The organism is Pseudomonas asiatica (genome assembly GCF_009932335.1).
Classification (GTDB): Bacteria; Pseudomonadota; Gammaproteobacteria; order Pseudomonadales; family Pseudomonadaceae; genus Aquipseudomonas; species Aquipseudomonas asiatica.
This window is the reverse complement of sequence record NZ_BLJF01000003.1, coordinates 810,372-837,102: the sequence shown is the minus strand read 5'-3', so window position 1 is coordinate 837,102 and position 26,731 is coordinate 810,372. Positions and strand designations below refer to the sequence as shown.

The window sequence follows — 26,731 nt, the reverse complement described above, 5'->3', positions numbered from 1 at the left end:
TGCCGAGTGACCGACCACCATGGAGAAAGGAATGTTCGGCTTCTTGAAGGTAATCGCCACCGCTGGAGGCGGCTTTGCTGCAGTGGGAGCTGCGATGTTCTACTCGATGCACGCCGGTTGGTTTAAGTCTGACTTGCTCAAGGGCCTCCCAAGCGAATCCATCTACAAGCTGTTCCTGTACTCCCTTGCAGCTACTGTATTTTGCTTTTTCTTGCTGATCATTTTGCAGGCATTCAGCAGAAAACCGACGATTTCCGCTACCTCAGATCATAGCTCAACTACGGTTGTCTCCACGGGTCGCGGCAATGTTACTGTACATAAAAAATGAGCCTATTAACGCCAGATATTGAAGCTACGGCATCGAACGGCGGGTTAACAGTAGTCAGCACCGGCAGTGGGCCTGTCACGATAGCCGCAACTTCTGCGGCCATCTCATCTCTGCTCAATCCGTTACTAATGAAAATTGTGTCGACTCATACCCCGTATGATGAGATCCCAGACGTCGAGATAGATTACCCTGAGGTCGATGAAAAAATTGAGTACAACAGGGTCTCGGTGTATTCGGAGTTAATCATTGACAATGTCGGCTACATGGATCTCATTGAAAGCCTTATCTCAACTATCGATGACGAAGATCCTGGCGCACAGAAAAGATTTCTTTACGCTATAAATCAGAAGTATAAAACCGCCAGGCGAGAATTGTTCATGAGGCAGGCTGAGCGACCAGCTTCCCCTGAGCAAAAGCTGAATGTAATACGGCTGGGATCGGATGAGCTTGTAAAGAAGGTCTCCGAGCTTATAGTTGGAACTAACACTGTCTTTCAAGGCGTTGAATCTGAGCTTATAGAATGGGCCGGACAGTTAATAGTTTGCTATGGCTTCATTCACTGTAAGATATTGGAGCCTCCTGCATGATCATTCAGAATACAAGCTCACCGCTTAAAAGCCTTTACATAGTCGGTGGACGCTTACTGATGGTCTTAAAGTCTAGCGAATTTGGCTCCATGAGCCCACTAGCACTTTTCGAAAAATATCAAGATAGATTTGAGCGTGTTTCTTTTGCTTACATTCTGTACGCGCTCGACTGGCTCTACATCACTGGATGTGTAGAGCTAACGAAGCAAGGTGATATTTCTTTATGCAACTGATTAAATTATCTGTATTTGATGGAAGCGAAGAAATACGTACCATCCAATTCAAGGACGGAATTAACATTATTACCAACCTGGGCGAAACTGGGAACCAGATTGGTAAAAGCACATCACTTCGTGCACTAGCATTCTGCTTGGGCGGAAAGTCTGAGCCTCTTTGGAAAGATCCTGACAACAACAAGGTCAACGAAAAGGTTAAAGACTATCTTACCAAAGGCGACGTTAAGTTTGAGTTAACTCTAAGAGTCGCCTCCATTAATCACCAAATCACGCGTGTGCTCTCAAGAAAAATGGGATCCCTACGTGAGAGCATCAAAATCATTAGCACCATTGATGGCGTCGTCTACAAGAGCAATGCTGGCTTCACTCGCGAACTCCCTCGTATATTTGGATATACACGAGAGCAGCCTAGCTTCAACTCAATACGAAGCAAGTTCTTCCGAACGAACAGAACCACAAGCAACAACACGCTTGCGTACCTACACACGTACACTAGCGACAATGATTACGACCTGATTTATGCATATCTGTTTGACTTTGAATTCATTGATTCCGTTCGCCAGATCAACCTAATTGAGCAGCAAATACAACTAGAAGATAATCGTATCCGAACACTTCTCGGCGGCCTCCCTTTGGCGAATCGCCAGGAAGAAATCCAACTAATCGACCTGAAGATTTCTGAACTTCAAATCAAAGAAGATGAGTACGACATATTTGAATCTCAAAGTTATGCCATCGCAGAACTCCGGGAATCCCGAAGAAGCGTGGCAGCATTGACTTCTCGTATCGTCAAGCTTGAAACAAAACTTTATTATAATAACAAAACAATCGAACGATACAAAAATAACTTGGTGGAGCTAAACGTAGGGGAAATTACCTCTCTCTACAATGAGGCCAAGTCGCTAGTTCCAAACCTCAGCAAGACACTTGAAGAAACTATTGAATTCCATAATTCGATAATGAGCCGCAAGGCCGCATACGTCGAAGAAATGTCGGCTGAGACAGCGGATGAACTTGACACTCTGAGAATGAGTTTGGCACGACTCATATCAGATGAACAGAGTAAGGTGAAAGATCTTTCCAGAGACAGCCATGTCAGCGGACTGATCCTGGTCGAAAAGCAAATGCAGGATTTACGGGAGGCTCGAGGCAGGCTTGCTTACGTCATAAGCGAGGTAGAGGTGTCCAACAAGCGAATCAAAGATCTACTCACTACAGTTGACGGCGTAAAGCGGAGTATTGCAGTGCACTACTCTGACTTAAACTCCAAGCTTAAAGTCTTCAATGAAGCATATGTCGACATCACTAAAAGATTATTCGTAACTCATCACAACGAACTGACAGTTTCTGCAGGCCGAGATGGCAAGGCAGATTTCAAGATTACAAACGAAGAACTGAACACTGGCGACGGAGTTCCGAGGGCCGCAGCAATGGCTTTCGACATGTCCTATGTGTACTTCGTGAATAAATTCAAATCCAGGCTTCCTGCTTTTACCGCCCAAGACTATCTTGAAGTTGTAGACGAAGACAAGCTAATAAAATTATTTGATTTTGCTAACGAAAAGAAAATACAAACTATCGCAGCAATTTTAAACGACAAACTTGGTGGCTTTGATAAAAAGTTCCTTGAAGCCAATACCATTCTCGAACTGACCAAAGAAGAAAAATTTTTCAAACTTTAGCGAGACCATCCTTTATAGAAAAGGGACGCAATAGCGCCCCTTGTACATAGATCAGCTGCCTCAGCTATTAATCACCGATACTCCAGCCAGAAGTGATAGGGTAACGCCGGTCACGACCGAAGCCGCGCTCGGTGACACGAGGGCCCACAGCGGCCTGGCGCCGCTTGTATTCGTTCAGGTCGACCAAGCGAATTACCTTCCTCACAACCTCCTGATCGAAGCCCTTCTCGGTAATGGCATCGGCAGACAAGTCCTGCTCGATGTACAAGCGAAGGATCTCATCAAGGACAGGGTATGGAGGCAAGGAATCTTCGTCCTTCTGGTCAGGAGCAAGCTCTGCAGATGGTGGACGATCAATGACGCGCTGCGGAATTACGTAGCCCAGGGTGTTGCGGTATTCGCAGAGGCGGAATACCAAGGTCTTCGGTACGTCCTTCAAGACGTCGTAGCCACCCGCCATATCACCATACAAGGTCGCATAGCCGACCGCCATCTCACTCTTGTTGCCGGTCGTGAGAACGAGATACCGCTTCTTGTTGGAAATGGCCATGAGCATGGTGCCGCGACACCGGGCCTGGAGGTTTTCCTCGGTGGTGTCTTTGCCCAAACCTTCGAACATTGGCGCAAGCGTGGTCAGGAAGGCTTCTACCATGGATGCGATGGGCAGGACGCTGTACTTCACACCCAAGATGTCGGCTTCCTCTTTCGCGTCGTCCTGGCTCATCTGGGCCGTGTAGTGATACGGCATCATCACAGCTTCAACGTTTTCTGCACCCAAGGCATCCACAGCAACAGCGAGCACCAACGCCGAGTCGATGCCACCCGAAAGGCCTAGCACAACACCTTTGAACCCGTTGCGCTGCACATAGTCCTTAACGCCAGCTACCAGTGCCTGGTAGACGCTGGCCTCAATGCTGAGAAGCTCGGTGGTCTGAGCCGGAACGGGCACCAAAACGCCTTCCTTGATCTCAAACTCCGAGACGAAGAGCCCCTCCTCGAAAGCAGGGGCGCGCTGAGTAACCTTTCCGTCGCCATCCACTACGAAGCTGTTGCCGTCGAACACCAGTTCGTCTTGGCCACCAACCTGGTTCACGTAGACCATGGGGATTGAGCATTCGCTGGCACGCGTCGCCAATAGCTCTTCACGTTCAGCCTGCTTTCCACGATGGAACGGCGAGGCATTCAGGGTCAGCATGATCTGGGCACCGGCATCACAAGCCTGCTTGAGCGGCTCGGAGAACCAGATGTCCTCACAGATAGTGATACCGACCGGTACGCCGAAGAGGTTAACTACGCATGGGCCGCTGCCCGGCTCAAAGTACCGCTTCTCATCGAAAACACGATAGTTAGGCAGGCGCTGCTTGTTATAGCGGGCGAGCTCCTTGCCGTCCGAAATCACGGCGCAGCTGTTGTAGCGCGCTCCATCCTCGACCCAAGGGAAGCCGATTACAGTGACGATGCCTTGGACAGCGTCCTTGATATGCTGCAGGGCTTTTTCGATCCGGCTCTGCATGCTGGAGCGAAGGAGCAGATCCTCTGGTGGGTAACCGCAAAGGGTCAGCTCTGGGAAAACGATGACCTGGGCTTTGAGGTCGTCGCGGGCCTTATGAGCGGCTTCGATGACCTTCTCAACGTTGCCGTATACATCCCCGACGCGGATGTTCAGCTGGGCCATTACCACTCTCAAACGTTGCTCCATGGTTCCTCCAGAAATGCCTAGATCGAGATCGGCAAGATGCAACACTGTCCTGACATCTGCGATCAAGGAAGCACCATCTGAAGCTCCATGCTGAGCGCGGGGCTATCGGATTACTGCTAGCCATTACGGCTCATTGAACCTGGGTCAGGACTACCCGGAGGGTCGCGGGCATCTTGCGAACTAGGACATTATGCCCTAACCAAGCTCAGCCCCATCTAGCGAAATCGGAAGAAGGTCTGGGAGAGGGCGCAGTCCAGAATCCCCAGACTGTGCAGATACAGATTCTGCACAAGAGCAAAAATAGTCACTCACTCAGTCACTGCGCTGGATTGGGCACTATTTCGGGGGGAGGAAGGTGATGGGCTTCTTTACCAAGTTCGGTGATGGTGCCTGCGACCTGGCGCCGCTGAGCGGGCTGGTGAAGAACCAGGTGCGGGCGATTGCGCGCAGCTTCGGTGCGCCGGAGTCACTGGTGGAGAAGGTGCCGACTGCGGACCTGGAAGACCTGGCACCGGGCAAGCCGGACGAAGCCTCCCATGGCGTGACCTACCAGCAGATCGATGCCTTCCTGCATGGGCAGCCGGTTGACCAGGAAGCGTTCGATATCATCGTCGCTACCTACCGCAAGACCCAGCACAAGCGCGAACTGCCGTTCGCCCCTTGATCAGGCTGTAGAAAGACCTGTGGGAGCGGGTTCATCGGGGCGCCGAACCCGCTCCCACAGGGTTCACCGTCAGCCTTTGATTACTTGACGACGACCTTGCCCTTCATCATCGAGATGTGGCCCGGGAAGGTGCAGAAGAAGCTGTAGTCGCCACCGGCTTCCAGCTTGGTAGCATCGAACTTCACCTCGGTCTCCTTCTCAGGAGCACCAATCATCTTGGTGTGGGCGATGATCGCGGCGTTGTCAGCCTTGATGTAGTCCTTTTCCAGACCCTGGCTCATGCCTTCGGTGGCAATGCCCTGCATGTCGGCAGTCTTGCTGATCACCAGGTTGTGGCCCATGACGTTCTTCGGCAGGTTACCGGAGTGGGTCAGTTTGACGGTGAATTCCTTGCAGCTCTTGTCGACGGTGATTTCCTTGGTGTTGTAGGACATCTGGTCGGTGGAGTCGACAGTCACCGAGCACTCGGCTGCGAAGACAGAAGCGCTGGCGAGGGTCAGCAGGGATACCGCTACAGCTTTCGCAAACATCATGAATCTCCTTGGCAGGGTTTTATCAATTGCGAGACTGCCTGAAACCGTTCAGCCCCTTGCTGATATGGGTCAAGGGGCTGTCAAGAGGCCAGCCAGTAGAATTGTTCAATGGATTGTATACAACCAATTCAAGGGCACATCATGCCCTTTTATTGGACGATGGGACAACCTCTCATTTAGGAGCAATACGAAATGACCCTTGGTAGCCTGATGAACAGCCTGCTGGCGGCCTACGCCCATGGAGCGACCGGCGCCATCTGCGAATTCTCCCGACCGGAGTGAAACCAGCCTTGGAACTGTAGGACATGGGCCTTACCCTGTCAGCCTGAGTGACTGGAGATGAGCAATGCCCGTACGTTCCGTTTGTGTGTTCTGCGGCGCCAGCATTGGTGCCAACCCCGCTTACCGTGAAGCGGCCATGGCGCTGGGCCAGGCGATAGCCCGTCGCGGCCTGACCCTGGTCTATGGCGGCGGCGCAGTTGGCCTGATGGGCACCGTCGCTGACGCGGCCATGGCGGCCGGTGGCGAAGTGATCGGAATCATCCCCGAGAGCCTGATGAATGCCGAAATCGGCCACAAGGGCCTCAGCCGCCTGGAAGTGGTCGACGGCATGCACGCGCGCAAGGCACGCATGGCCGAACTGAGCGACGCCTTTATCGCCCTGCCCGGTGGGCTGGGTACGCTGGAGGAGTTGTTCGAGGTATGGACCTGGGGGCAATTGGGCTATCACGCCAAGCCGCTGGGGCTACTGGATGTGAACGGTTTCTACGAGAAGCTGGGCGGGTTCCTCGACCATATCGTCGAAGAAGGCTTCGTGCGGCAGCAGCATCGGGCGATGTTGCTGCTGGGGCAGCAGCATCGGGCGATGTTGCTGCTGGGGCAGCAGCCCGATGAGCTGCTGGACGGGATGGACAGCTTTGTTGCGCCGGTGGCGCCGAAGTGGGTCGACAAGAAGCCTGACTGAAGCTGAGATTTTTAGGACCGCTTTGCGGTCCATCGCGACACAAGGCCGCTCCTACACCGACCGCGAGCCCCCCGGAATTGTCGGGTTTGCACGGTCATTGTAGGAGCGGCCTTGTGTCGCGATGGGCTGCAAAGCAGCCCCAAGAATCGCCCAGTTAACGCGGGATCACTGGCTGACGCGGCTTCTTGTTGCCTTTGCCACCCTTGGCCGCTTCCTTGCGCTCCTTGGCCGCCTGCTGGTTACGCGCAAACGCTTCGGCCTTGGCTTTTTCACGCTTGTCCCACGGTTTGCTGCCATCACTGCCACGCGGCGGCAGGCCGGTGTGCTGGGTAAGGACCTTCTGCTCCTTGCCCACCTTGTGGCTACCCGCCGGGGTCGAGTTCTTGCGGCGCGCACTCTGGTAGGTATCGGTCTGCGGCTGGTGCAGCGGGATCAGCTGGTGCTTGCCCGGCCCGATCAGGTCGGCACGGCCCATGCGCTGCAGCGCCTCACGCAGCATCGGCCAGCCCTTCGGATCGTGGTAACGCAAGAACGCCTTGTGCAGACGACGCTGCTCCTCGCTCTTGACGATCTCCACACCTTCGCTCTTGTAGGTCACCTTGCGCAGCGGGTTCTTGCCCGAGTGGTACATGGCCGTGGCCGAAGCCATCGGCGACGGGTAAAACGCCTGCACCTGGTCGGCACGGAAGCCGTTGCCCTTCAGCCACAGGGCCAGGTTCATCATGTCTTCGTCGGTGGTGCCTGGGTGGGCGGCGATGAAGTACGGGATCAGATACTGCTCCTTGCCCGCCTCTTTCGAGAACTTCTCGAACATGCGCTTGAAGCGGTCATAGGTGCCAATACCCGGCTTCATCATCTTGTCCAGCGGGCCACGCTCGGTGTGCTCAGGGGCAATCTTCAGGTAACCACCGACATGGTGGGTGACCAGCTCCTTGACGTACTCCGGCGACTCCACCGCCAGGTCATAACGCAGGCCAGAGGCAATCAGGATCTTCTTCACACCCGGCAGGGCACGAGCCTTGCGGTACAGCTCGATCAGCGAGCTGTGGTCGGTGTTGAGGTTTTCGCAGATGCCCGGGAATACGCACGACGGCTTGCGGCAGTGCTTCTCGATGTCATGGCTCTTGCAGGCGATGCGGTACATGTTGGCAGTCGGGCCGCCAAGGTCGGAGACCACGCCGGTGAAGCCCGGCACCTTGTCACGCATCTCTTCGATTTCGTGCAGGATCGACTCGTGCGAGCGGTTCTGGATGATGCGGCCTTCGTGCTCGGTGATCGAGCAGAAGGTGCAGCCACCGAAGCAGCCACGCATGATGTTCACCGAGAAGCGGATCATCTCGTAGGCCGGAATGCGCTCCTTGCCGTAGGCCGGGTGCGGCACACGGGCATAGGGCATGCCGAACACGTAGTCCATTTCCTCGGTGCTCATGGGGATGGGTGGCGGGTTGAACCACACATCCACTTCGCCATGCTTCTGTACCAGGGCGCGGGCGTTGCCCGGGTTGGTCTCCAAGTGCAGCACCCGGTTGGCATGGGCATAGAGTACCGGGTCGTTACGCACCTTTTCGAACGACGGCAGGCGGATCACCGACTTTTCCCGGGTCATGCTCGGGCTGTCGAGAATCTGTACGACCTTGGCTTCGTTCGGGTCCTCCTGGTCGCCCTTGGCCTGCTCGATGGCACAGGCCTGGGTGTCCTGGGTATTCACGTACGGGTTGATGATCTTGTCGACGCGGCCCGGGCGGTCGATGCGGGTCGAATCGATCTCGTACCAGCCCTGAGGCGTGTCGCGACGCACGAAAGCAGTGCCGCGCACATCGGTGATGGTCTCGATCTTCTCGCCGTTGGACAGGCGCTGGGCCACCTCGACCACCGCGCGCTCGGCGTTGCCGAACAGCAGGATGTCGGCGCTGGCGTCGATAAGGATCGAGTGGCGGACCTTGTCCTGCCAGTAGTCGTAGTGGGCGATGCGGCGCAGCGAAGCCTCGATACCGCCCAGTACGATCGGCACGTGCTTGTAGGCTTCCTTGCAGCGCTGGCTGTACACCAGGCTGGCACGGTCCGGACGCTTGCCGGCCAGGCCACCAGGGGTGTAGGCGTCGTCGGAACGGATCTTCTTGTCCGCGGTGTAGCGGTTGATCATCGAGTCCATGTTGCCCGCAGCCACACCGAAGAACAGGTTCGGTTCGCCGAGCTTCATGAAGTCGTCTTTCGACTGCCAGTTCGGCTGGGCGATGATGCCCACGCGGAAGCCCTGGGCCTCCAGCAGGCGGCCGATGATGGCCATGCCGAACGACGGGTGGTCGACGTAGGCATCACCGGTCACAATGATGATGTCGCAGGAATCCCAGCCGAGCAGATCCATCTCCTCCCTGCTCATCGGCAGGAAAGGTGCTGGCCCGAAGCATTCGGCCCAGTACTTGGGATAGTCGTAGAGTGGTTTGGCTGCTTGCATGTCAGTGACCGGTTCTGGTGTGCAGGGAAATCGCGGGCGCGGAATATAGCACAAATTTTGACCAAATCCGACGATGGTTGTCGGATTCATGGCTTGCCGGCGATGAGGCCGGTGGCTTATTCGTCGTCGTCGAAGTTGTACATGCCCGGCGCAAGGTTCTCGAAGCGGGTGTACTTGCCGATGAACGCCAGGCGCACGAAGCCGATGGGGCCGTTACGCTGCTTACCGATGATGATTTCCGCCACGCCCTTGTGCTCGGTCTCAGGGTGGTACACCTCATCGCGGTAGACGAACATGATCACGTCGGCGTCCTGCTCGATCGCACCGGATTCACGCAAGTCAGAGTTCACCGGGCGTTTGTTCGGGCGCTGTTCCAGGGAGCGGTTCAGCTGCGACAGGGCGATGACCGGGCAGTTGAATTCCTTGGCCAAAGCCTTGAGCGAGCGGGAGATCTCGGAAATCTCGTTGGTCCGGTTGTCACCGGCCGAACCCGGGATCTGCATCAGCTGCAGGTAGTCGACCATGATCATGGCGATTTCGCCGTGCTCGCGGGCCAGGCGACGGGTACGCGCGCGCATTTCAGAGGGGCTGATACCGGCAGTATCGTCGATGAAAAGCTTGCGGTCGTTGAGCAGGTTCACAGCCGAGGTCAGGCGCGGCCAGTCATCGTCGTCCAGCTGGCCGGAACGCACCTTGGTCTGGTCGATACGGCCAAGGGACGAGAGCATACGCATGATCAGCGATTCACCTGGCATCTCGAGGGAGAACACCAGTACCGCCTTGTCGGTACGCAGTACGGCGTTTTCCACCAGGTTCATGGCGAAAGTGGTCTTACCCATCGACGGTCGGCCGGCGACGATGATCAGGTCGGCTGGCTGCAGGCCGCTGGTCTTCTCGTCGAGGTCGGTGAAACCGGTCGATACGCCGGTGATGTCACTGTCGGAGTTGAACAGCGTGTCGATGCGGTCGATGGCCATGGTCAACAGTTCGTTGACCCCCACCGGGCCGCCGGTTTTCGGGCGAGCCTCGGCAATCTGGAAGATCTGCCGCTCGGCGTCGTCGAGAATTTCTTCGGCGTTGCGCCCTTGCGGGTTGAACGCGTTGTCGGCGATATCGGTACTGATGCTGATCAGCTGGCGCAGGGTGGCGCGCTCGCGAATGATCGCGGCGTAGGCCTTGATGTTGGCCACCGACGGGGTGTTCTTGGCCAGCTCGGCCAGGTACGCCAACCCACCGACTTGCGAAGAAAGGCCTTCCTTGTCCAACTGCTCGTGCAGGGTCACCACGTCGAATGGCTGGTTGGCGTCGGCCAACTTGTGCACGGCACGGAAGATCAGGCGGTGGTCATGCCGGTAGAAGTCGCCATCCGATACCTGGTCCAGCACCCGCTCCCAGGCGTTGTTGTCCAGCATCAGGCCACCGAGCACGGCCTGCTCGGCCTCGATGGAATGCGGCGGCACCTTCAGGGCTGCGGTTTGCAGGTCAAGCTGTTCGGAAGTGGTGATCTCGTTCATGGCCACGAAAGAATTCTGGAGGATGAAAAAGACAAAGGGCACGGCCTGTCGAAAACAGGACCGTGCCCGATGTTAACCGCCTGCCCCACAAGGAGCCAGACAGTCAGCGCAGCTTAGGCAGCTACGACGACCACGCGTACGGTGGCTTCAACGTCGCTGTGCAGGTGCACGGCTACGTCGTATTCGCCAACCTGACGGATGGTGCCGTTCGGCAGACGAACTTCAGCCTTGGCCACTTCAACGCCGGAGGCGGTCAGGGCGTCAGCGATGTCGTGGGTGCCGATCGAACCGAACAGCTTGCCTTCGTCGCCAGCGGTGGCAGTGATGGTCACTTCCAGCTCGGCCAGTTGGGCAGCGCGGCTTTCAGCCGAAGCTTTCTTGTCAGCAGCTGCTTTTTCCAGCTCGGCGCGACGCTCTTCGAACGCAGCCAGGTTGGCGGCGTTGGCAACGGTGGCCTTGCCGAATGGCAGCAGGAAGTTACGGCCGTAACCAGCCTTAACCTTTACTTTGTCGCCCAGGTTGCCCAGGTTAGCGACTTTTTCCAGCAGGATCAGTTCCATTTGGTAAAACCTCTTAACTTTTAACCTTCACCGTTCGCGGAGTCATTCCCCTTGGGGGACTTGCGACCGCGAAAATCAATCAGGCTGTCGACAATGGCCAGAACCACCAGCAACGGATAAATCAGCTGCATGATCAGCGGCAGCGTCACGTACATGCCCACCAGCCAGAAACCGGCCAGTCGACCCTGTGCCACCAGCCCATGCATCAAGGCGATGCCGGCCAGCACCAGTACCAGGCTCGAGGCCGATGCCAGGACGATGAACTGCGGCCCGATGAACGGGGCCACCACCATCACTGCCACCAAGACCGCCATGGTCTGTTTCGGCAACTTCAGGGCGCGAAACTCGCGACCGAAGCCTCCAGGGTTGTACAACGCTGCCTGCCAGTAGCGCGCCAGCACCAAGGCCAGCACACTGAACAATTGCACCGTCACTGCTGTGGAAGCGACCAGCACAGGGCGGATCAGCTCACCGGAGAGCACCGGCTGCCCCTCGATTTTCGGCATGGCTTCGGCAAAGGCCTTGGCCAGTACATCGAAGGTTTGCGCCAGCGCCAGATCGAGCACGAGGCTGAAAGCCACGGCGAACACGGCACTGACCAGCAACACCCGGCTCCAGGGATGCTCGGCGCGCAACAGCGCAGCCAGGCCCAGGGCACCCGCGATCACCAGAAAGGTGATGGGATCGCCCATGACCCACACGGCCAGCCCGGCCAGCAGGCCGCCGGCGATGACCGTTGTAGCATCCTTGAACCCACGCCGCAGCAGCACAAGGCTGCCGGCAGCGGCACTCAACCAGAACAGCAGCGGCAGTACCGCGCTGATGACCACCACCAGGGTGGCCTGCACACGACCGCGCATGATGAAACTTGCTAACGCTCGCATGCTAATCCCTTACTGCTTGTCGACGACCCGGTCTCAGCGGCCGTGGCTGTCGGTGTAGGGCAGCAGGGCCAGGAAGCGGGCGCGCTTGATAGCGGTAGCCAGCTGACGCTGATAACGAGCTTTGGTACCGGTGATACGGCTTGGAACGATCTTGCCGGTTTCGGATACGTAAGCTTTCAGGGTGTTGAGATCTTTGAAGTCGATCTCTTTCACGTCTTCAGCAGTGAAGCGGCAGAATTTACGACGACGGAAGAAACGTGCCATTTAATAGGCTCCTCTAAAGGTCCGTGGATTACTCGTCAGCGTTATCGCTGGAGTCGCTGTCATTGCTGTCGTCGCCGTCGGCGGATTCAGCATGCTCAGGACGCTCACGACGCTCACGGCGCTCGCTGCGGTTTTCTTCAGCCTTCAGCATCTCGGACTGGCCGGTAACGGCTTCGTCACGACGGATGACCAGGTTACGGATAACGGCATCGTTGTAGCGGAAGTTGTCTTCCAGCTCGGCCAGGGCCTTGCCGGTGCACTCAACGTTCAGCATCACGTAGTGAGCCTTGTGAACATTGTTGATTGCGTAGGCCAGTTGACGACGGCCCCAGTCTTCCAGGCGGTGGATCTTGCCACCATCTTCTTCGATCAGCTTGGTGTAACGCTCAACCATGCCGCCGACTTGCTCGCTCTGGTCCGGGTGAACCAGGAAGATGATTTCGTAATGACGCATGAATGCTCCTTACGGGTTAGTAGTCTGCCAGCGAATCTGGTCAGACAAGGAGTGAATGACACTGTATGTCTTGCACGAAGGGGAGGCACATGCGCGCCTGCCAGCTCGGCAAGGGGCGCAATTGTAGAGAAGGCGAGGCGTACAAGCAAGGTGATTGGTGAATATTTGAACAGCCTGAAACACATTATTCCTGCACTGGCCCTATCGCCGGCAAGCCAGCTCCCACAGGATCGCCACAGGTGCTGAACCTTGTGGTGCACCTGTGGGAGCCGGCTTGCCGGCGATAGGGCCGGTACAGGCCGAAGATCAGCGCTTGGCCTGACGCTGACGCACAGCCTCGAACAGGCACACGCCAGTCGCCACCGACACGTTCAGGCTGCTGACACTACCGCCCATCGGCAACTTCACCAGGAAATCGCAATGCTCGCGGGTCAGCCGGCGCATGCCCTTGCCTTCCGCGCCCATGATCATCACCAGCGGCCCGGTCAGGTCCTGCTGATAGATCTCCTGCTCGGCCTCGCCGGCGGTACCTACCACCCACAGGCCACGCTGCTGCAGTTTCTCCAGGGTACGCGCCAGGTTGGTCACGGCCACCAGCGGAATCACCTCCGCAGCGCCACAGGCCACCTTGCGCACGACCGGTGTCAGGGTTGCAGACTTGTCCTTGGGCACCACCACTGCCGTGGCGCCGGCGGCATCGGCGGTACGCAGGCAGGCGCCAAGGTTGTGCGGGTCGGTCACACCGTCCAGCACCAGGATCAGCGGTGGTGTTTCGGTGCGTTCGAGCAATTCCTCGAGCATCAATTCGCCCCAGACCTGGCTCGGGCTCACCTCGGCGACCACACCCTGGTGCACGCCTTCTACCCAGGCATCCATCTCACGACGCTCGGCCTGGCCGACCGCCACGCGATTTTCCGCAGCCAACGCCAGCAACGCCTGCAGGCGCGGCTCGCTGCGCCCTTCCGACAGCCAGATCTGCTTGACCCGCTTCGGATGGTGCTGCAGCAATGCCTGCACGGCGTGCACGCCGTAGATCTTTTCCAGCTGACTCATGACTTGCTCTTGCTCTTGCGTGGCGCGCCGGACTTCGACGGGCCTTTACGGTGCTTGGTCGGCTTGCCGGAGGCCTTGCCGCCCTTGTCCGACTTGCTGCTGGCATGGCCGCCACTGCGCGCCTCGCTCATCAGCGCCTTCTTCATTTCGCGGCTCTTGCGCACTTCGGCGTTACGCTGCACAGCGTCTTTCGGGAAGTACGCCTCGGCGGTTTCGCTCTTGCGGCTGCGCGGCTTAGGCGTGGCCTTGGCCTCGACCGGGGCCTGCTCGGCCTGGCCGGCAGCCGGTGCGGCACCACGCTGCTTGCGGCCGATCGGGGCGGCGAGGGTCTTTTCCGACACTTCGAAGTCGATCTTGCGTTCGTCCAGGTCGACGCGCATGACCTTGACCTCGATCGTGTCGCCCAGTCGGAAGCTGCGACCGGTACGCTCGCCAGACAGACGGTGGTGCACCGGGTCGAAGTGGTAGTAGTCACCCGGCAGCGCACTGACGTGCACCAGGCCTTCCACATAGATATCGGTCAGCTCGACGAACAGGCCGAAACCGGTTACCGCAGTGATCACACCCGGGAAGGTTTCGCCGACGCGGTCCTTCATGAACTCGCACTTGAGCCAGTTGACCACGTCACGGGTGGCTTCATCGGCCCGGCGCTCGGTCATCGAGCACTGCTCGCCGAGCTGCTCGAGGGTGTTCTCGTCGTACGGGTAGATACGCGCCTTGGGAATGCTCATGGCGCCAGCACGCTTGACGTGCGGGGTGTCGACCCTGGAACGGATGATGCTGCGGATGGCGCGGTGCACCAGCAGGTCCGGGTAGCGACGGATCGGCGAGGTGAAGTGGGTGTACGCCTCGTAGTTCAGGCCGAAGTGGCCGTTGTTGTCGGTGCTGTACACCGCCTGGCTCAACGAACGCAGCATCACGGTCTGGATCAGGTGGAAGTCCGGGCGCCCGGCGATGCTCGCCAGCAGTGCCTGGTAATCCTTCGGCGACGGGTCCTTGCCCTTGTGCAGGGTCAGGCCCAGTTCGCCCAAGAAGGCGCGCAGCTTTTCCAGACGCTCCGGCGGCGGGCCGTCGTGCACGCGGTACAGGGCCGGCACGCCGTGCTTCTGCAGGAATTCGGCGGTGGCCACGTTGGCCGCCAGCATGCATTCTTCGATCAGCTTGTGGGCGTCGTTGCGCACGGTCGGGCGGATTTCCGCGATCTTGCGCTCGTCACCGAAGATGATGCGGGTTTCCTGGGTCTCGAAGTCGATCGCGCCACGGGTGTGACGGGCCTCCACCAGCACCTTGTACAGGTTGTACAGGTTCTTCAGGTCCGGGACGACTGCCTTGTACTCCTCGCGCAGCGCCTTGCCCTCACGGGTGCGGGAGTGCTCGAGCATGCTGCTGACCTTGTTGTAGGTCAGGCGGGCGTGGGAGTGGATGACGCCTTCGTAGAACTGGTAGTCGACCATCTGGCCGGCTTTGTTCATGGTCATTTCGCAGACCATCGCCAGGCGATCGACATGCGGGTTCAGCGAGCACAGGCCGTTGGACAGCTCTTCGGGGAGCATCGGTACCACGCGCTCGGGGAAGTACACCGAGTTGCCGCGCTGCTGGGCCTCGACGTCCAGGGCCGAGCCCAGCCGAACGTAGCTGGACACATCGGCAATGGCCACATACAGGCGCCAGCCACCGGAGAACAGGCGCAGCTTGCCCAGCGGTTCGCAATAGACCGCGTCGTCGAAGTCGCGGGCGTCCTCGCCGTCGATGGTGACGAACGGCAGGTGGCGCAGATCGACGCGCTTCTCCTTGTCCTTCTCTTCGACTTCGGAGCGGAACTTGCGCGCCTCCTTGATCACCTCTTTGGGCCAGACGTGCGGGATATCGTAGCTGCGCAGCGCAACGTCGATTTCCATGCCCGGCGCCATGTAGTTGCCGATGACCTCGACCACATCGCCCTGCGGCTGGAAGCGCGGCGTCGGCCAGTGGGTGATCTTGATCTCGACGAACTGGCCGATCTTGGCCCCGCCGTTACGCCCGGCGGTGACCAGCACTTCCTGCTGGATCTTCGGGTTGTCCGGGGTAACGTAGCCGATACCGCCTTCTTCGAAGTAACGGCCGACCACGCTTTCGTGGGCGCGGGAGATGATTTCGACCAGCACGCCTTCACGGCGGCCACGGCGGTCGACGCCAGAGACGCGGGCCAGGCCGCGGTCACCGTCGAACACCAGGCGCATTTGCGACGGGCTGAGGAACAGATCTTCGCTGCCGTCGTCCGGAATAAGGAAGCCGAAGCCGTCGCGGTGACCGGAGACGCGGCCGCAGATCAGGTCCAGCTTGTCTACCGGGGCATAAGTGCCGCGCCGGGTATAGATAAGCTGGCCATCGCGCTCCATGGCACGCAGGCGGCGGCGCAGGGCTTCGATCTGGTCTTCGTCGTAAAGACCGAACTCGGCCGCCAGCTCCTCGCGTGCGGCCGGTTCGCCACGGTCGGCGAGGCGCTGCAGGATCAGCTCACGGCTGGGAATAGGGTTGTCGTATTTTTCCGCTTCGCGAGCGGCCTCGGGATCGAGGGATTGCCAATCGGCCATCAGAAGGGGTTCACCTTGGGGTATATAGATAGGAATTCTGGCATAGGCGTATTGAAACCGGAAATGTCAGCCTTGGACAGCCCCACCGGCGTGTCTGGCGAGGACGAATAGGCCTGCGGAATCAACAAGTTGAATTTTTTGAAATTTTTTTTGCTTGGGGGGTTTACAGCCCCCCGGACCGTCCGTATAGTGCGCACCACAACGACGGACAACCCCGAAGTTGTAGTAGAGATGAGCGGCGCTGTAAAGCATCAAGTAATCTCGAATGTGTGCCCAGGTGGCGGAATTGGTAGACGCGCTGGTTTCAGGTATCAGTGGCTTAACGGCCGTGGAAGTTCGAGTCTTCTCCTGGGCACCAAATATTTTCAAGTAACAGATGACCAAGGATCTGTTACTACTGTGTGAAAGCGAACGATAGTCGCCTTCTCCAGATGATGTAAAGCTTTGCCCAGGTGGCGGAATTGGTAGACGCGCTGGTTTCAGGTATCAGTGACTTAACGGTCGTGGAAGTTCGAGTCTTCTCCTGGGCACCATACAAAAATCCACTAGCTTGCTAGTGGGTTTTTTCTTGCCTGCGATTTTTGTATCCCTCCTCTTTTCGGTCATAGGTGCAAACCTGTGCTGGCCTCTTCGCGGCTAAAGCCGCTCCCACAGGTATTTCACTCCCCTCAAGACCTGTGATGCACCTGTGGGAGCGGGTTTACCCGCGAAGAGGCCAGCACAGCCAACACACCTTCAGACTCTTGCACCATGGTCTGACCATGAATTTCTCGTCACCCAGCCACTTGAGAAACGATTTCGTTTACCATTGTTTCCAAATATGTAGCCGTAAGCGAGGAAGTACCCGCATGACGATCCGCCCGCAACCGCTGATGCGTACCTTGGCCGCCGCCGTGCTGAGCCTGGCCATCGGTGCTCCGGCCGCCATGGCAGACGCACCGGTCACCCTGACCATGTACAACGGTCAGCACAAGGAAATCGGCGAGGCCATCGCCAAGGCCTACGAGGCCAAGACCGGCATCCACATCGATATCCGCAAGGGCAGCAGCAACCAGCTGGCCAGCCAGATCATCGAGGAAGGCGAACGCTCGCCGGCCGACATCATCTACACCGAAGAGTCCCCTCCCCTGAACAACCTGGGCGAACTGGGCCTGCTGGCAAAGATCGATGACGCCACCGCGAACATGATGCCCAAGGAGTATGTAGGCGCCAACGGCACCTGGATGGGCATCACCGCCCGTACGCGCATCGTCGTCTTCAACCCGAAGAAGGTCGACGAGAAAGACTTGCCGACCACAGTGATGGACTTTGCCAACCCCGAGTGGGAAGGCCGCGTCGGCTATGTGCCCACCAGCGGCGCCTTCCAGGAACAGGCCGTGGCCATCCTGAAGATGCACGGGCGAGAAGCCACCGAAGAATGGCTGACCGGCCTGAAGGCATTCGGCAAGACCTACACCAACAACATGGTCGCCCTCAAAGCCGTGGAAAAAGGCGAAGTGGCTGCGGTACTGGTGAACAACTACTACTGGTATGCGCTCGAGCGCGAGCGCGGCAAGCTGGATACCAAGCTCTACTACCTGGCCGATGGCGATGCCGGCAACCTGGTCACCATTTCCGGCGCAGCCGTGGTCAAGGCCAGCAAGCACCCGAAAGAAGCCCAGGCCCTGCTCAACTGGATGGCCAGCGAAGAAGGCCAGCGCGTGATCACCCAGACCACCGCCGAGTACCCGCTGCACAAAGGCATGGTCTCCGACCGTGGCCTGAAACCGTTCGAAGACCTGCGCCCGCCGAAGATCTCACCAGCCGACCTGGGCAATGCCGAGGAAGCGATCGAGCTTGAGCGCGAGGTCGGCCTGCTCTGATGACTGCCGCCCTGTCCGAGCCGGTGCCGGTACGCTTCGTACCGCGCCGCAAGCGCCCCTCCGTCTGGGTGGTGCTGCCTGTGCTGTTCCTGGTAGCGATGAGCTTGCTGCCTTTGCTGTACGTTGCCATGAAAGCCTGGGAGGCCGGCTGGCGCGAAGCCTTGCACCTGCTGTGGCGGCCGTTTGTCTGGGGGCTGATGCGCAACACCCTGATGCTGATGGTCGGGGTGACGCTGACCTGCATGGTGGTCGGCCTGGCCCTGGCCTGGCTGCTGGAGCGCAGCAACCTGGCCGGCCGCCGGTTGTGGGGCGTGGTGCTGTGCCTGCCGTTCGCCGTGCCGTCGTTCGTCAGCAGCTTCACCTGGGTGTCGCTGAGCTCGGACTTCGAAGGACTGGGCGGGGCGATCATGGTCATGGCCCTGTCCAAGTACCCACTGGTGTTCCTGCCGGTGGCCGCGACCCTGCGCAACCTCGATACCTCGCTGGAGGAATCGGCACGTACGCTGGGCTGCAGCCGCTGGGGCGTATTCATCAAGGTCACCCTGCCGCTGCTGTGGCCGTCGATGCTTGGCGGCGCGCTGCTGATCGCCCTGCACATGCTGGTGGAGTTCGGCGCCTTGTCGATCCTAGGCTTGCAAACCTTCACCACGGCGATTTACCAGCAGTTCGAACTGGAGTTCAGCAATGCCAACGCGGCCATGCTGTCCGCCGTGCTGTTGGCGATGTGCCTGGTGATGCTGTGGCTTGAACTGCGGGTACGTGGCAAGGCCCGTCACGTGCGCATCGGCCAGGGTGTGGCGCGACGAGCACAACCGGTGCGGTTGCGTGGCTGGGCAGTGCTGGCGCAACTGTTCTGCGTGGGCCTGGCGGTGTTGGGCAGCGGTATTCCGCTGGCCATGCTCGGCTACTGGTTGAGCGTGGGTTCATCGGCGGCATTCCCTGTTGCGGCCATTTCCAAGGCGCTGTTCACCTCGTTGTCGGTGTCGCTGGGGGGTGCCGGTTTCTGCGTGTTGCTAGCCCTGCCAATCAGCTTCCTGGTGGTGCGCTACAAGGGCCGCCTGGCAATCTGGGCCGAGCGCCTGCCATACCTGTTGCACGCCCTGCCCGGCCTGGTGATTGCCCTGACCCTGGTGTTCTTCGCCCTGCATTACGTGCCGGCTCTGTACCAGACCACGGCACTGTTGCTGCTGGCCTATGCGCTGCTGTTCCTGCCGCTGGCGCAGTCGCCGGTGCGCACCGCACTGAACAAGGCTTCACCTACCCTGGAGGAAGCGGCACGGACCTTGGGCGCGAGCAGCTTTGCCGCGTTCTGCCGGGTGACCCTGCCGATCATCTTCCCGGCCATGGCGGCAGCCTTTGCCCTGGTGTTCCTGGATGCCATGAAGGAACTGACAGCTACCTTGCTGCTCAGCCCGACCGGCATGACCACCCTGGCCACCGAGGTGTGGGCGCACACGGCCAACGTCGAGTTCGCGGCGGCAGCGCCTTATGCGGCGTTGTTGATTGTGGTTTCGGGGTTGCCGGTTTATCTGCTTACAACGCGGATGTATTTGAACAAGGCTTGAAAGCTTGCCCAGGCCGCCATGCGGCCTGGGCATTAAGCCACTTGGGCAACTCACTTCTTGGACATGATCCGCAAGACCCGCAGAAACAGATTGATAATGTCTAGATACAGCGATGCAGCGCTGTCTATTGCATTATCCACGGTACGCTCAATCTGGTTCGCACGCCCCCAATCAACCCCGATATAGCCACAGAAGATCAGTGCTGTGATCCAATCAATTACCGCGAGATGGATACCGAATAACCAAACCTGCGCCAATTCAACGAAGATCACAGCTATCAAAGCTATGCATAATGACGCCTTGATGCGCTTGAAGAAGCGGGGGAATACAGACCCCAGCAACATCATGGTAACGGTTAGCAAGACGGTCGCCTGCAAGGCATTCACGATGTTTTCATGTGAGTACTTTGGGAGGACGATGACAAGCAGCAACCCGACCGGAATCACGATCAGGTTGTAGCCGAGGAAACTATACAACGGCTTTTCAGATTTGAAGATGATCGCGACACCCGGTAACGCGGTGATCAAGTAGCCAACCAGGAACAGCATCATGGGGATGGACCGAACAATATCGGGCGGCACCGTGATTACCAGATACCAGTTGACGAAGAAGCCCCACAGCAGTACTGCGCCGAGGATCAGATTGTAGATGCTCGCCGATATTTTATGATTGGTTCCGAGTCGATTGAAGGTTTCGTTCTCCAGCATGCCTGTTACGCCCCCTGGCGTCTATGCTTGTAAATACTGCCCGCGATAACGTGCGCTCAACGCCACCCGGCTAACCAACTGCTGTTTCGCTGCGGCGGCGCCTTATGCGGCGTTGTTGATCGTGGCATCGGGTTACCGGTGTATTTACTGACTATACGGATGTATTTGAGTAAGGCGGAGAGCGGGTCCAGACTGGTGACCAACCCGGATTTCATTAATATAAACCCGTCATCTCAGAAACCTTATCCAAACACAGAACATAGCCAGCAAGATAAAAAGCAGCACGTGAGCATGCCATAACCAAACCAGTAGTTTTTTAAGGCCTTGAGGGGCATTGCGGACATCTTCACTGTCCAACATACCTTTGCGAATGCAAAAAGCCTTCATTGATAGCATCGCGGAAACTGACCCCAAACGCATAATCTGCCCAAGCATACCAGCACGGGCATACATTGCTTTGCTTCCCACAACCATGGGACTATTTGAGAAGCTTGCCTCGACCTTATCAAGGAAGCGGTATGCAATTACAATCCACGTTCCAAACATTAAAAATGGTGATGCAAACAAACACACTCCGAGCACCGCGACCTGCACATTGGTCATTGCAGCACCTCATATAAAACTTCTCCATGAAACTCGCCACCCATTTCTCCTAACGCCCCACCTACACTACCTCCAGCCACTCCGCCGAGCAACACGCAAGCGACAGTCCCTGCACCTGCTGTGATGCAGTTGATCAATCTCCTCTAGCGTTTTCTTGATAGCCTCAAGATGCTTGTTCCAGGCATCACTGGCTGCACCTGCACCTATAGACGCACGGGTCAACAAGCTCTGCAACAGGTCATAGTTCTCTAGGAAGAATCCATCGATTCCCCCTCCGTTCAACTCGATATCAAGGTGTATCCCAGCCGCCTTACCCATGAGAAAAGCTTCATGACTAGTGCAGGAGGGGGTGCTTGGATCACCCACGATCACGAGTTCGCCAGGGAAAACGACGCTATTGGCAATATGCGCATTCAACACATCAAACTTGACCCGCTGATTGGCCGACATCGGCGTGCCGGCCTTCAGCGACTCATACGATTGCGCCTGGAGATTGATAAAGCTACGTGCTTCGGACATGGTCGCACCTCACGCATATTTCTTGTTGCTGATACGATCCCAGCCGCCGGTCACATTGCCGCCGGCACTGCCGTCGAGGCGCTTCTGCCGTGTGTAGGTGGTCTTGATACGGCCATAGTTCAGTTGCACCACCTCCATCGGCACGCCGGCACTGGCGCTCTGGGTGTAGTCGGCGATGATCACTTCTTCGAGGACGACCTCGTAGTACTTGAGCTTGTCGCCACCCGCACGACACAGCACCAACTTCACTTCTTTCAGGTGCTGGCCGGCACAGCTGGCTTCCAGCAGCTTGCAGCTGGCGCTGTCCAGGTGCTTGGTGAAAGAGAAGTTGGTGAGGGTGGTGCGACCTGATGATGCGCCGCCCGCAGAACTGGCGGTGGCAGAGGTGCTCTGGTTGGCACCGAACTTGTAGCCGATGATTTCGATCCAGTTGGCGTACTGCTCGTCCAGTGCTTCGCCAGTGATTTCCGCGATTTGAATATAAGCATCGAAAGCAATGCTTACCTCTCCTTGGTAAAAATTGGGCTGATAACGACGGTGTTCGAACATCGCCGCCTTGAGGTTGTTCCCGAAGGCGAATGGCGGATTGCGCTGCGGGTCTTCAGGTGCGATTGACGCTAGCGCTCAGTGCCTGGCGCCGCAACCGCACGCGGCCGACCAAGGTAAATTTGGGAAATTTCTTACAAATTTGGCGATGATGTTAGCTTGATCGCGAAAAAGAACGTGTCATGCGAACTCAGGGCTCGTTGCTGAGCGGCCATGAACAACTCCCTTTGTCATGTGTCGCCGACAGCTTAGCAACACGCCCTTTGTAGGAGCGCGCTAAGCCCTGAACTGCCCCAAGCTGGCCCGCAGCTGCGCCGCCAGGTCATCCAGCACCTTGCTACTGGCGGTCGTCTGCATCACGACTTCAGCCGAGCGCTCAGCCTGGGCGTGAATGCTCTCCACGCGTCCACGCACCGCTTGCGCACCATGCGCCCGTTGCTCGGCAGCCCGGGTCGCCAGGCCGATGGCGGCATGCACTTGCTCCACCGCCGCCGGCACCGTGCTGCCGGCGATCGGCGCAAACTCGCCTACCCACACACCAAATTAATAGCCTTCCAATTTCAACCAACTCCAAAGACCTATGAGCGACAAAAAAATAGCGACATGAACAAACCACAAGCCCACAAGCATACGGCGCAAACCACCAGGAAATTTCTTTACATCCTGAAGATCCAAAAGGCCTTTACGAATGCAAATCGCCCTCATCGACAACATTACGGATGCGGAGCCGGTACGCATCACTTTACCCAGCAAACCCGCCTGACCAAAAATCTTTTTATTACCAGAAACCATTGAACTATTAGAAAGCAACGACTCTATGTAACTCACATAGCGAACTGAAATATAAACCCATATAAATATGACCATGAACATAGCCATCATTAAAGGAAGACCTAACCACCTGGCGTCGAAGCCAATCATTGCGTCACCTCATATAACAACTCACCAAACATCTCACCGATATCACCTACGACCGAACCGCCTGCAGCACCACCCACGGCGCCTCCAATGACAGTACACGCGAGGGCCCCCGGACCGCCTGTCGTCACTCCGAGGAAAAGTACGCATCCAGTTCCCCCTAGAAATCCACCAATCGACCCGCCCGCGATCGAGCCCCCCGTACTGCCGACCAGAGAGACTCCTTCCACATACTTGGCCTTTCTGCAATCTTCAGAGCGTCCAAAGGTACATGCATGATGGATACTCAGCCCTGTTGAAGCCACGTCGAGCCCCAAGCCGATATAAGTGCCCTTCTTTATCAGACTTGCCGCTTTCGAGACGCCAGCAATCTTTTCGGCATATCCAGCAATTTCACCTGTATGTAGGTAGCTCTTGGTAGATATCTCGAGCGCTCTTTTCACCGACCCCTTATTTTGCAGGCCCGAACCATACGCAGCCATGTTGTTCAACTGCCCTTCCAACTTCATAAACAATGCCATTCTCTTGGCATAAAATTCGTCACGCGCTTTTAGCGTGCCGTTTTTCAAATACTCCCGATGTAATATCTCGATTTCTTCCAACGTCCTCTTGATCGCATCGAGGTATCTGCTCCAACCATCGCTCACAACGCCTGCCCCCATGGAGGTATGAGAGAGCAAGCCTTTCAACATCTCATAGTTATCCAGAAAGAAGTCATCCACCCCAGCGCCATTGATCTCAAGCTGATGGTGTATCCCCGCCGCCTCTGCCATCAAATATGCTTCATGGCTCGTACACGATGGGGTACTGGGATCTCCAACAATCACCAGCTCCCCTCCGACAACCACGCTATTGACGATATGCGCATTCAACACATCAAACTTGGCCCGCTGATTGGCCGACATCGGCGTGCTGGCCTTCAACGACTCATAGGATTGTGCCTGGGGATTGATGAAGCTACGTGCCTCGGACATAGTCGCACCTCACGCATATTTCTTGTTGCTGATGCGATCCCAGCCGCCGGTCACATTGCCGCCGGCACTGCCGTCGAGGCGCTTCTGCCGTGTGTAAGTGGTCTTAATACGGCCATAGTTCAGTTGCACCACCTCCATCGGCACGCCGGCACTGGCGCTCTGGGTGTAGTCAGCGATGATCACTTCTTCGAGGACGACCTCGTAGTACTTGAGCTTGTCGCCACCCGCACGACACAGCACCAACTTCACTTCTTTCAGGTGCTGGCCGGCACAGCTGGCTTCCAGCAGCTTACAGCTGGCGCTGTCCAGGTGCTTGGTGAAAGAGAAGTTGGTGAGGGTGGTGCGACCTGATGATGCGCCGCCCGCAGAACTGGCGGTGGCAGAGGTGCTCTGGTTGGCACCAAACTTATAGCCAGCGATCTCGATCCAGTTAGTGAACTGCTCGTCCAGCGCCTCACCAGCGATTTCGTTGATTTGAATATAAGCATCGAAAGCCATGCTTACCTCTCCCTGGTAATGTTTGGGCTGATAACGACAACGCTCTGATATTGTCGTCTTGCGGTTGTGCCTGAAAAGCTCACGGCGGATTAGCGCTGTCGCCTCAAGGCCCGGTTGACACTAGTTCCCTGTGCCAAGCCACGCAATAGCACGCGCTCACCAAGGCAAACTTTGGGAAGTTACCTACAACATCAGGTAAAAATTCTGATTTATCAGGTAAGAATCTGCTGCTTATCGACGCTCGAAACGATGGCCCTGCAAGTTGCTCAGCATCCGCCGCACGATCACGCCATGAACCCATCCAACCGGTACCATGTACAAACGCCCAAAGGTGTTGAAGCACTTCACCGAGGTGGTCACGTTCAACTGCGGGAAGCCGCACTCCCCTGTCGACACATCCATGCAGACCATGACGGCCAAGTGCGTATCGCGCGAGGTCAGCACCAGTTGCTGGTCGCTGATGGCCTCGACAGTGAAGAAGTCCAGACCCTCGCCGACGGCTGGTACATGCTCTGGATCGCGGCGAGTGAAGCCGTGGATATCGGCGACATTGAAACGACGTGAGATGTAGTCGCGAATTTGAAAAGCCAAGGCCAGCCAGCCGGGGACGTCCGAGGTCATGGCGCAGTAGGCTTGCAGGGCGGTCAGCGGTACCGTCAGCTGCACGCTGTCAGTGTGGAGAAAATCAAGGCATGCCTTGGCGGCGACCAGTTGGGCGGACATGAGCAACTCCCTTTGTCATGTGTCGCCGACAGCTTAGCAACATGACTCGCTGTAGGAGCGGCCTTGTGTCGCGAAAGGGCTGCGCAGCGGCCCCGGCAATTTCAGCGTTCAAGCAGATATCCCGGGGCTGCTGCGCAGCCCTTTCGCGACACAAGGCCGCTCCTACAGGGACCGCATCAAGCTCTGAATTGGCCCAGGCTGGCACGCAGCTGTGCCGCCAGGTCATCCAGCACCTTGCTACTGGCCGTTGTCTGCATCACCACCTCGGCCGAGCGTTCGGCCTGGGCGTGTATGGTTTCCACCCGTCCACGCACTGCCTGCGCCCCGCTCGCCTGCTGCTCGGCCGCGCGGGTGGCCAGGCCGATGGCTGCATGCACCTGCTCCACCGCCGCCTGCACCGACTGCTGACGGCGCTCGTTGTCACGCAGCACCAGCAGCCCTTCGCTGGCCTTGAGCCCGGCCTGGCTGATGGTGGCCACGGCCTCCTTGGCCCCCTTCTGCAGCGCGGCGATATGCGCCTGGATATCTCCTGTGGAACTTTGCGTCTTGCTCGCCAGCGCCCGCACCTCATCGGCCACGACGGCAAACCCGCGCCCGGTTTCGCCGGCACGGGCGGCTTCGATGGCCGCGTTCAAGGCCAGCAGGTTGGTCTGTTCGGCGATGCCGTGGATAACCGTCAGCACCACTTCGATCTGCTCGCTCTGCTTGGCCAGGCGCTCGATCACCTGGGAGCCGGCCTCCACCTGCCCGGCCAGGTTCTCGATCAAACCGGCTAGCTGGGTTGATGTGCGGCTGTTCTCGTCAGTTGCCTGGCGGATATCCACCACCTGCTGCAGGGCTGCCTGCATCGCGTGGCTTTCAGCCTGGGCCTCGTCGGCCATGCTTGACAGGTCGCGCAGGCTGGCCGCCACTTCATCGCGTTGCAGCGCAGCGGCAGCATCGGCGCCGGCATTGCGCTGGGCCATTGCGCCAATCTCAACGCCGGTACGCTGCGCCACCTCGCCGGCCTCGCGCACGATGGGCTGCAGCTTGTCGACAAAGCGGTTCACCGCCGAGGCCATGTCGCCGATTTCATCGCGGCTGTCGAGCAGCACGCGCTTGGTCAGGTCGCCTTCACCGGCAGCGAGGTCGTCGAGTGCAGCGATCAGCAGGCGCAGCTTGCTCAACACCCGCCGGCCAAGCACCACGGCTACCACCAGCAGCACCCCTAGGCCGACCAGCACCAGCCCCAGGCCGATGCGCCAACGCAGCTCTGCAGCAGCATCGCGAACCGTCTGTGCTGTATTGGCCTGCATCGCGGCGGCGCTGCCCTGGGCCTTTTCCAAACGCTCGCGCAGGGTGTTGCCACTCTCAGCCGCAGCACCGA

At 58.0% G+C, this 26,731-nt stretch carries 25 protein-coding genes, 2 tRNA genes and 4 pseudogenes; 10 read left to right on the top strand and 21 right to left on the bottom strand.

From position 1 onward, the window contains the following. Positions 1-31 precede the first annotated feature (31 nt). The 4 genes from GYA95_RS26335 to GYA95_RS26320 are packed head-to-tail and all read left to right on the top strand — an operon-like array spanning position 32 to position 2,833. Positions 32-328: a hypothetical protein gene (locus GYA95_RS26335; protein ID WP_054572147.1), complete on the top strand. Its 297-nt coding sequence runs from the start codon at positions 32-34 to the stop codon at positions 326-328. Continuing rightward, the gene (locus GYA95_RS26330) at positions 325-915 is read left to right on the top strand and encodes a hypothetical protein (protein WP_063977308.1); all 591 of its coding nucleotides are present in this window, start codon (positions 325-327) and stop codon (positions 913-915) included. Before GYA95_RS26335 ends, GYA95_RS26330 begins: the two co-directional genes overlap by 4 nt. Further along, positions 912-1,148, top strand: a complete 237-nt coding sequence (locus GYA95_RS26325; RefSeq protein WP_063977307.1) for an ABC-three component system middle component 6 — start codon at positions 912-914, stop codon at positions 1,146-1,148. Before GYA95_RS26330 ends, GYA95_RS26325 begins: the two co-directional genes overlap by 4 nt. Next, positions 1,139-2,833, top strand: coding sequence for a DUF2326 domain-containing protein (locus GYA95_RS26320; protein ID WP_061202558.1), 1,695 nt, complete (start codon positions 1,139-1,141; stop codon positions 2,831-2,833). The genes GYA95_RS26325 and GYA95_RS26320 overlap by 10 nt, the downstream gene beginning before the upstream one ends. 67 nt (positions 2,834-2,900) lie before the next feature. Here the strand turns inward: GYA95_RS26320 and GYA95_RS26315 are convergent, their stop codons facing one another. Further along, a complete protein-coding gene (locus GYA95_RS26315; protein WP_054572150.1) occupies positions 2,901-4,532 on the bottom strand; it encodes an NAD+ synthase in 1,632 nt (543 codons plus the stop codon). Positions 4,533-4,884: 352 nt separating this feature from the next. On the opposite strand from GYA95_RS26315, the pseudogene nadE reads away from it, so the two are divergent. Next, positions 4,885-5,196, top strand: a pseudogene (gene nadE, locus GYA95_RS26310) (NAD(+) synthase); the annotation flags it as partial. A gap of 80 nt (positions 5,197-5,276) precedes the next feature. On the opposite strand, the gene azu reads toward nadE, so the two are convergent. Further along, positions 5,277-5,726, bottom strand: a complete 450-nt coding sequence (gene azu, locus GYA95_RS26305; protein ID WP_015271990.1) for an azurin — start codon at positions 5,724-5,726, stop codon at positions 5,277-5,279. Positions 5,727-6,075: 349 nt separating this feature from the next. Between azu and GYA95_RS26300 the strand changes: the two genes are divergently transcribed. Then, positions 6,076-6,693 carry an LOG family protein gene (locus GYA95_RS26300; protein WP_161551523.1) on the top strand — a complete coding sequence of 206 codons (618 nt, stop codon included), beginning with the start codon at positions 6,076-6,078 and terminating at the stop codon, positions 6,691-6,693. A gap of 154 nt (positions 6,694-6,847) precedes the next feature. On the opposite strand, the gene GYA95_RS26295 is transcribed toward GYA95_RS26300, so the two are convergent. The 8 genes from GYA95_RS26295 to rnr all read right to left on the bottom strand — a co-directional run bounded on the left by GYA95_RS26295 (position 6,848) and on the right by rnr (position 16,450). Further along, a complete protein-coding gene (locus tag GYA95_RS26295) occupies positions 6,848-9,148 on the bottom strand; it encodes a YgiQ family radical SAM protein (protein ID WP_013974417.1) in 2,301 nt (766 codons plus the stop codon). A 116-nt stretch (positions 9,149-9,264) separates the two neighbouring features. Then, a complete protein-coding gene (gene dnaB, locus GYA95_RS26290) occupies positions 9,265-10,662 on the bottom strand; it encodes a replicative DNA helicase (RefSeq protein ID WP_015271992.1) in 1,398 nt (465 codons plus the stop codon). Positions 10,663-10,775: 113 nt separating this feature from the next. After that, positions 10,776-11,222: a 50S ribosomal protein L9 gene (gene rplI, locus GYA95_RS26285; protein ID WP_003249568.1), complete on the bottom strand. Its 447-nt coding sequence runs from the start codon at positions 11,220-11,222 to the stop codon at positions 10,776-10,778. Between the two features lie 20 nt (positions 11,223-11,242). After that, a complete protein-coding gene (locus GYA95_RS26280) occupies positions 11,243-12,106 on the bottom strand; it encodes a hypothetical protein (protein WP_003259010.1) in 864 nt (287 codons plus the stop codon). Between the two features lie 33 nt (positions 12,107-12,139). Beyond that, the gene (gene rpsR, locus GYA95_RS26275) at positions 12,140-12,370 is read right to left on the bottom strand and encodes a 30S ribosomal protein S18 (protein ID WP_003249563.1); all 231 of its coding nucleotides are present in this window, start codon (positions 12,368-12,370) and stop codon (positions 12,140-12,142) included. Between the two features lie 28 nt (positions 12,371-12,398). Beyond that, a complete protein-coding gene (gene rpsF, locus GYA95_RS26270; RefSeq protein ID WP_013974420.1) occupies positions 12,399-12,824 on the bottom strand; it encodes a 30S ribosomal protein S6 in 426 nt (141 codons plus the stop codon). Positions 12,825-13,130: 306 nt separating this feature from the next. Continuing rightward, positions 13,131-13,877, bottom strand: coding sequence for a 23S rRNA (guanosine(2251)-2'-O)-methyltransferase RlmB (gene rlmB, locus GYA95_RS26265; RefSeq protein WP_003259007.1), 747 nt, complete (start codon positions 13,875-13,877; stop codon positions 13,131-13,133). Continuing rightward, the gene (gene rnr / locus GYA95_RS26260) at positions 13,874-16,450 is read right to left on the bottom strand and encodes a ribonuclease R (protein ID WP_015271993.1); all 2,577 of its coding nucleotides are present in this window, start codon (positions 16,448-16,450) and stop codon (positions 13,874-13,876) included. Before rnr ends, rlmB begins: the two co-directional genes overlap by 4 nt. A gap of 271 nt (positions 16,451-16,721) precedes the next feature. On the opposite strand from rnr, the gene GYA95_RS26255 reads away from it, so the two are divergent. The 4 genes from GYA95_RS26255 (at position 16,722) to GYA95_RS26240 (ending at position 19,877) form a co-directional block, all read left to right on the top strand. Continuing rightward, positions 16,722-16,808, top strand: a tRNA-Leu gene (locus tag GYA95_RS26255). 88 nt (positions 16,809-16,896) lie between these two features. Further along, a tRNA-Leu gene (locus tag GYA95_RS26250) sits at positions 16,897-16,983 on the top strand. Positions 16,984-17,298: 315 nt separating this feature from the next. Further along, positions 17,299-18,312 (top strand): extracellular solute-binding protein, encoded by a 1,014-nt coding sequence (locus GYA95_RS26245; RefSeq protein WP_013974422.1) that lies wholly within the window; start codon positions 17,299-17,301, stop codon positions 18,310-18,312. Next, the gene (locus tag GYA95_RS26240; protein WP_013974423.1) at positions 18,312-19,877 is read left to right on the top strand and encodes an ABC transporter permease; all 1,566 of its coding nucleotides are present in this window, start codon (positions 18,312-18,314) and stop codon (positions 19,875-19,877) included. Before GYA95_RS26245 ends, GYA95_RS26240 begins: the two co-directional genes overlap by 1 nt. A gap of 50 nt (positions 19,878-19,927) precedes the next feature. Here GYA95_RS26240 and GYA95_RS26235 read toward each other — a convergent pair whose 3' ends face one another. The 11 genes and pseudogenes from GYA95_RS26235 to GYA95_RS28430 all read right to left on the bottom strand — a co-directional run. Then, positions 19,928-20,584: a Bax inhibitor-1 family protein gene (locus tag GYA95_RS26235; protein ID WP_015271994.1), complete on the bottom strand. Its 657-nt coding sequence runs from the start codon at positions 20,582-20,584 to the stop codon at positions 19,928-19,930. Between the two features lie 228 nt (positions 20,585-20,812). Further along, entirely contained in the window at positions 20,813-21,187 is a 375-nt protein-coding gene (locus GYA95_RS26230) for a hypothetical protein (RefSeq protein ID WP_161551522.1), read from the bottom strand. A gap of 123 nt (positions 21,188-21,310) precedes the next feature. Then, a pseudogene (locus GYA95_RS26225) lies at positions 21,311-21,706 on the bottom strand (hypothetical protein); the annotation flags it as partial. 9 nt (positions 21,707-21,715) lie between these two features. After that, positions 21,716-22,204 carry an Hcp family type VI secretion system effector gene (locus tag GYA95_RS26220; RefSeq protein WP_043936288.1) on the bottom strand — a complete coding sequence of 163 codons (489 nt, stop codon included), beginning with the start codon at positions 22,202-22,204 and terminating at the stop codon, positions 21,716-21,718. Positions 22,205-22,528: 324 nt separating this feature from the next. Beyond that, positions 22,529-22,753, bottom strand: a pseudogene (locus GYA95_RS26215) (chemotaxis protein); the annotation flags it as partial. A gap of 42 nt (positions 22,754-22,795) precedes the next feature. Next, entirely contained in the window at positions 22,796-23,173 is a 378-nt protein-coding gene (locus GYA95_RS26210; RefSeq protein ID WP_015271999.1) for a hypothetical protein, read from the bottom strand. After that, positions 23,170-24,144, bottom strand: a complete 975-nt coding sequence (locus tag GYA95_RS26205) for a hypothetical protein (RefSeq protein ID WP_015272000.1) — start codon at positions 24,142-24,144, stop codon at positions 23,170-23,172. The genes GYA95_RS26210 and GYA95_RS26205 overlap by 4 nt, the downstream gene beginning before the upstream one ends. 9 nt (positions 24,145-24,153) lie before the next feature. Continuing rightward, the gene (locus GYA95_RS26200) at positions 24,154-24,642 is read right to left on the bottom strand and encodes an Hcp family type VI secretion system effector (RefSeq protein ID WP_015272001.1); all 489 of its coding nucleotides are present in this window, start codon (positions 24,640-24,642) and stop codon (positions 24,154-24,156) included. A 231-nt stretch (positions 24,643-24,873) separates the two neighbouring features. Then, positions 24,874-25,365 (bottom strand): DUF2867 domain-containing protein, encoded by a 492-nt coding sequence (locus tag GYA95_RS26195; protein WP_015272002.1) that lies wholly within the window; start codon positions 25,363-25,365, stop codon positions 24,874-24,876. 176 nt (positions 25,366-25,541) lie between these two features. Continuing rightward, positions 25,542-26,246: a methyl-accepting chemotaxis protein gene (locus GYA95_RS28435; protein ID WP_371053067.1), complete on the bottom strand. Its 705-nt coding sequence runs from the start codon at positions 26,244-26,246 to the stop codon at positions 25,542-25,544. Between the two features lie 201 nt (positions 26,247-26,447). After that, a pseudogene (locus GYA95_RS28430) lies at positions 26,448-26,660 on the bottom strand (methyl-accepting chemotaxis protein); the annotation flags it as partial. Between the last annotated feature and the right edge of the window lie 71 nt (positions 26,661-26,731).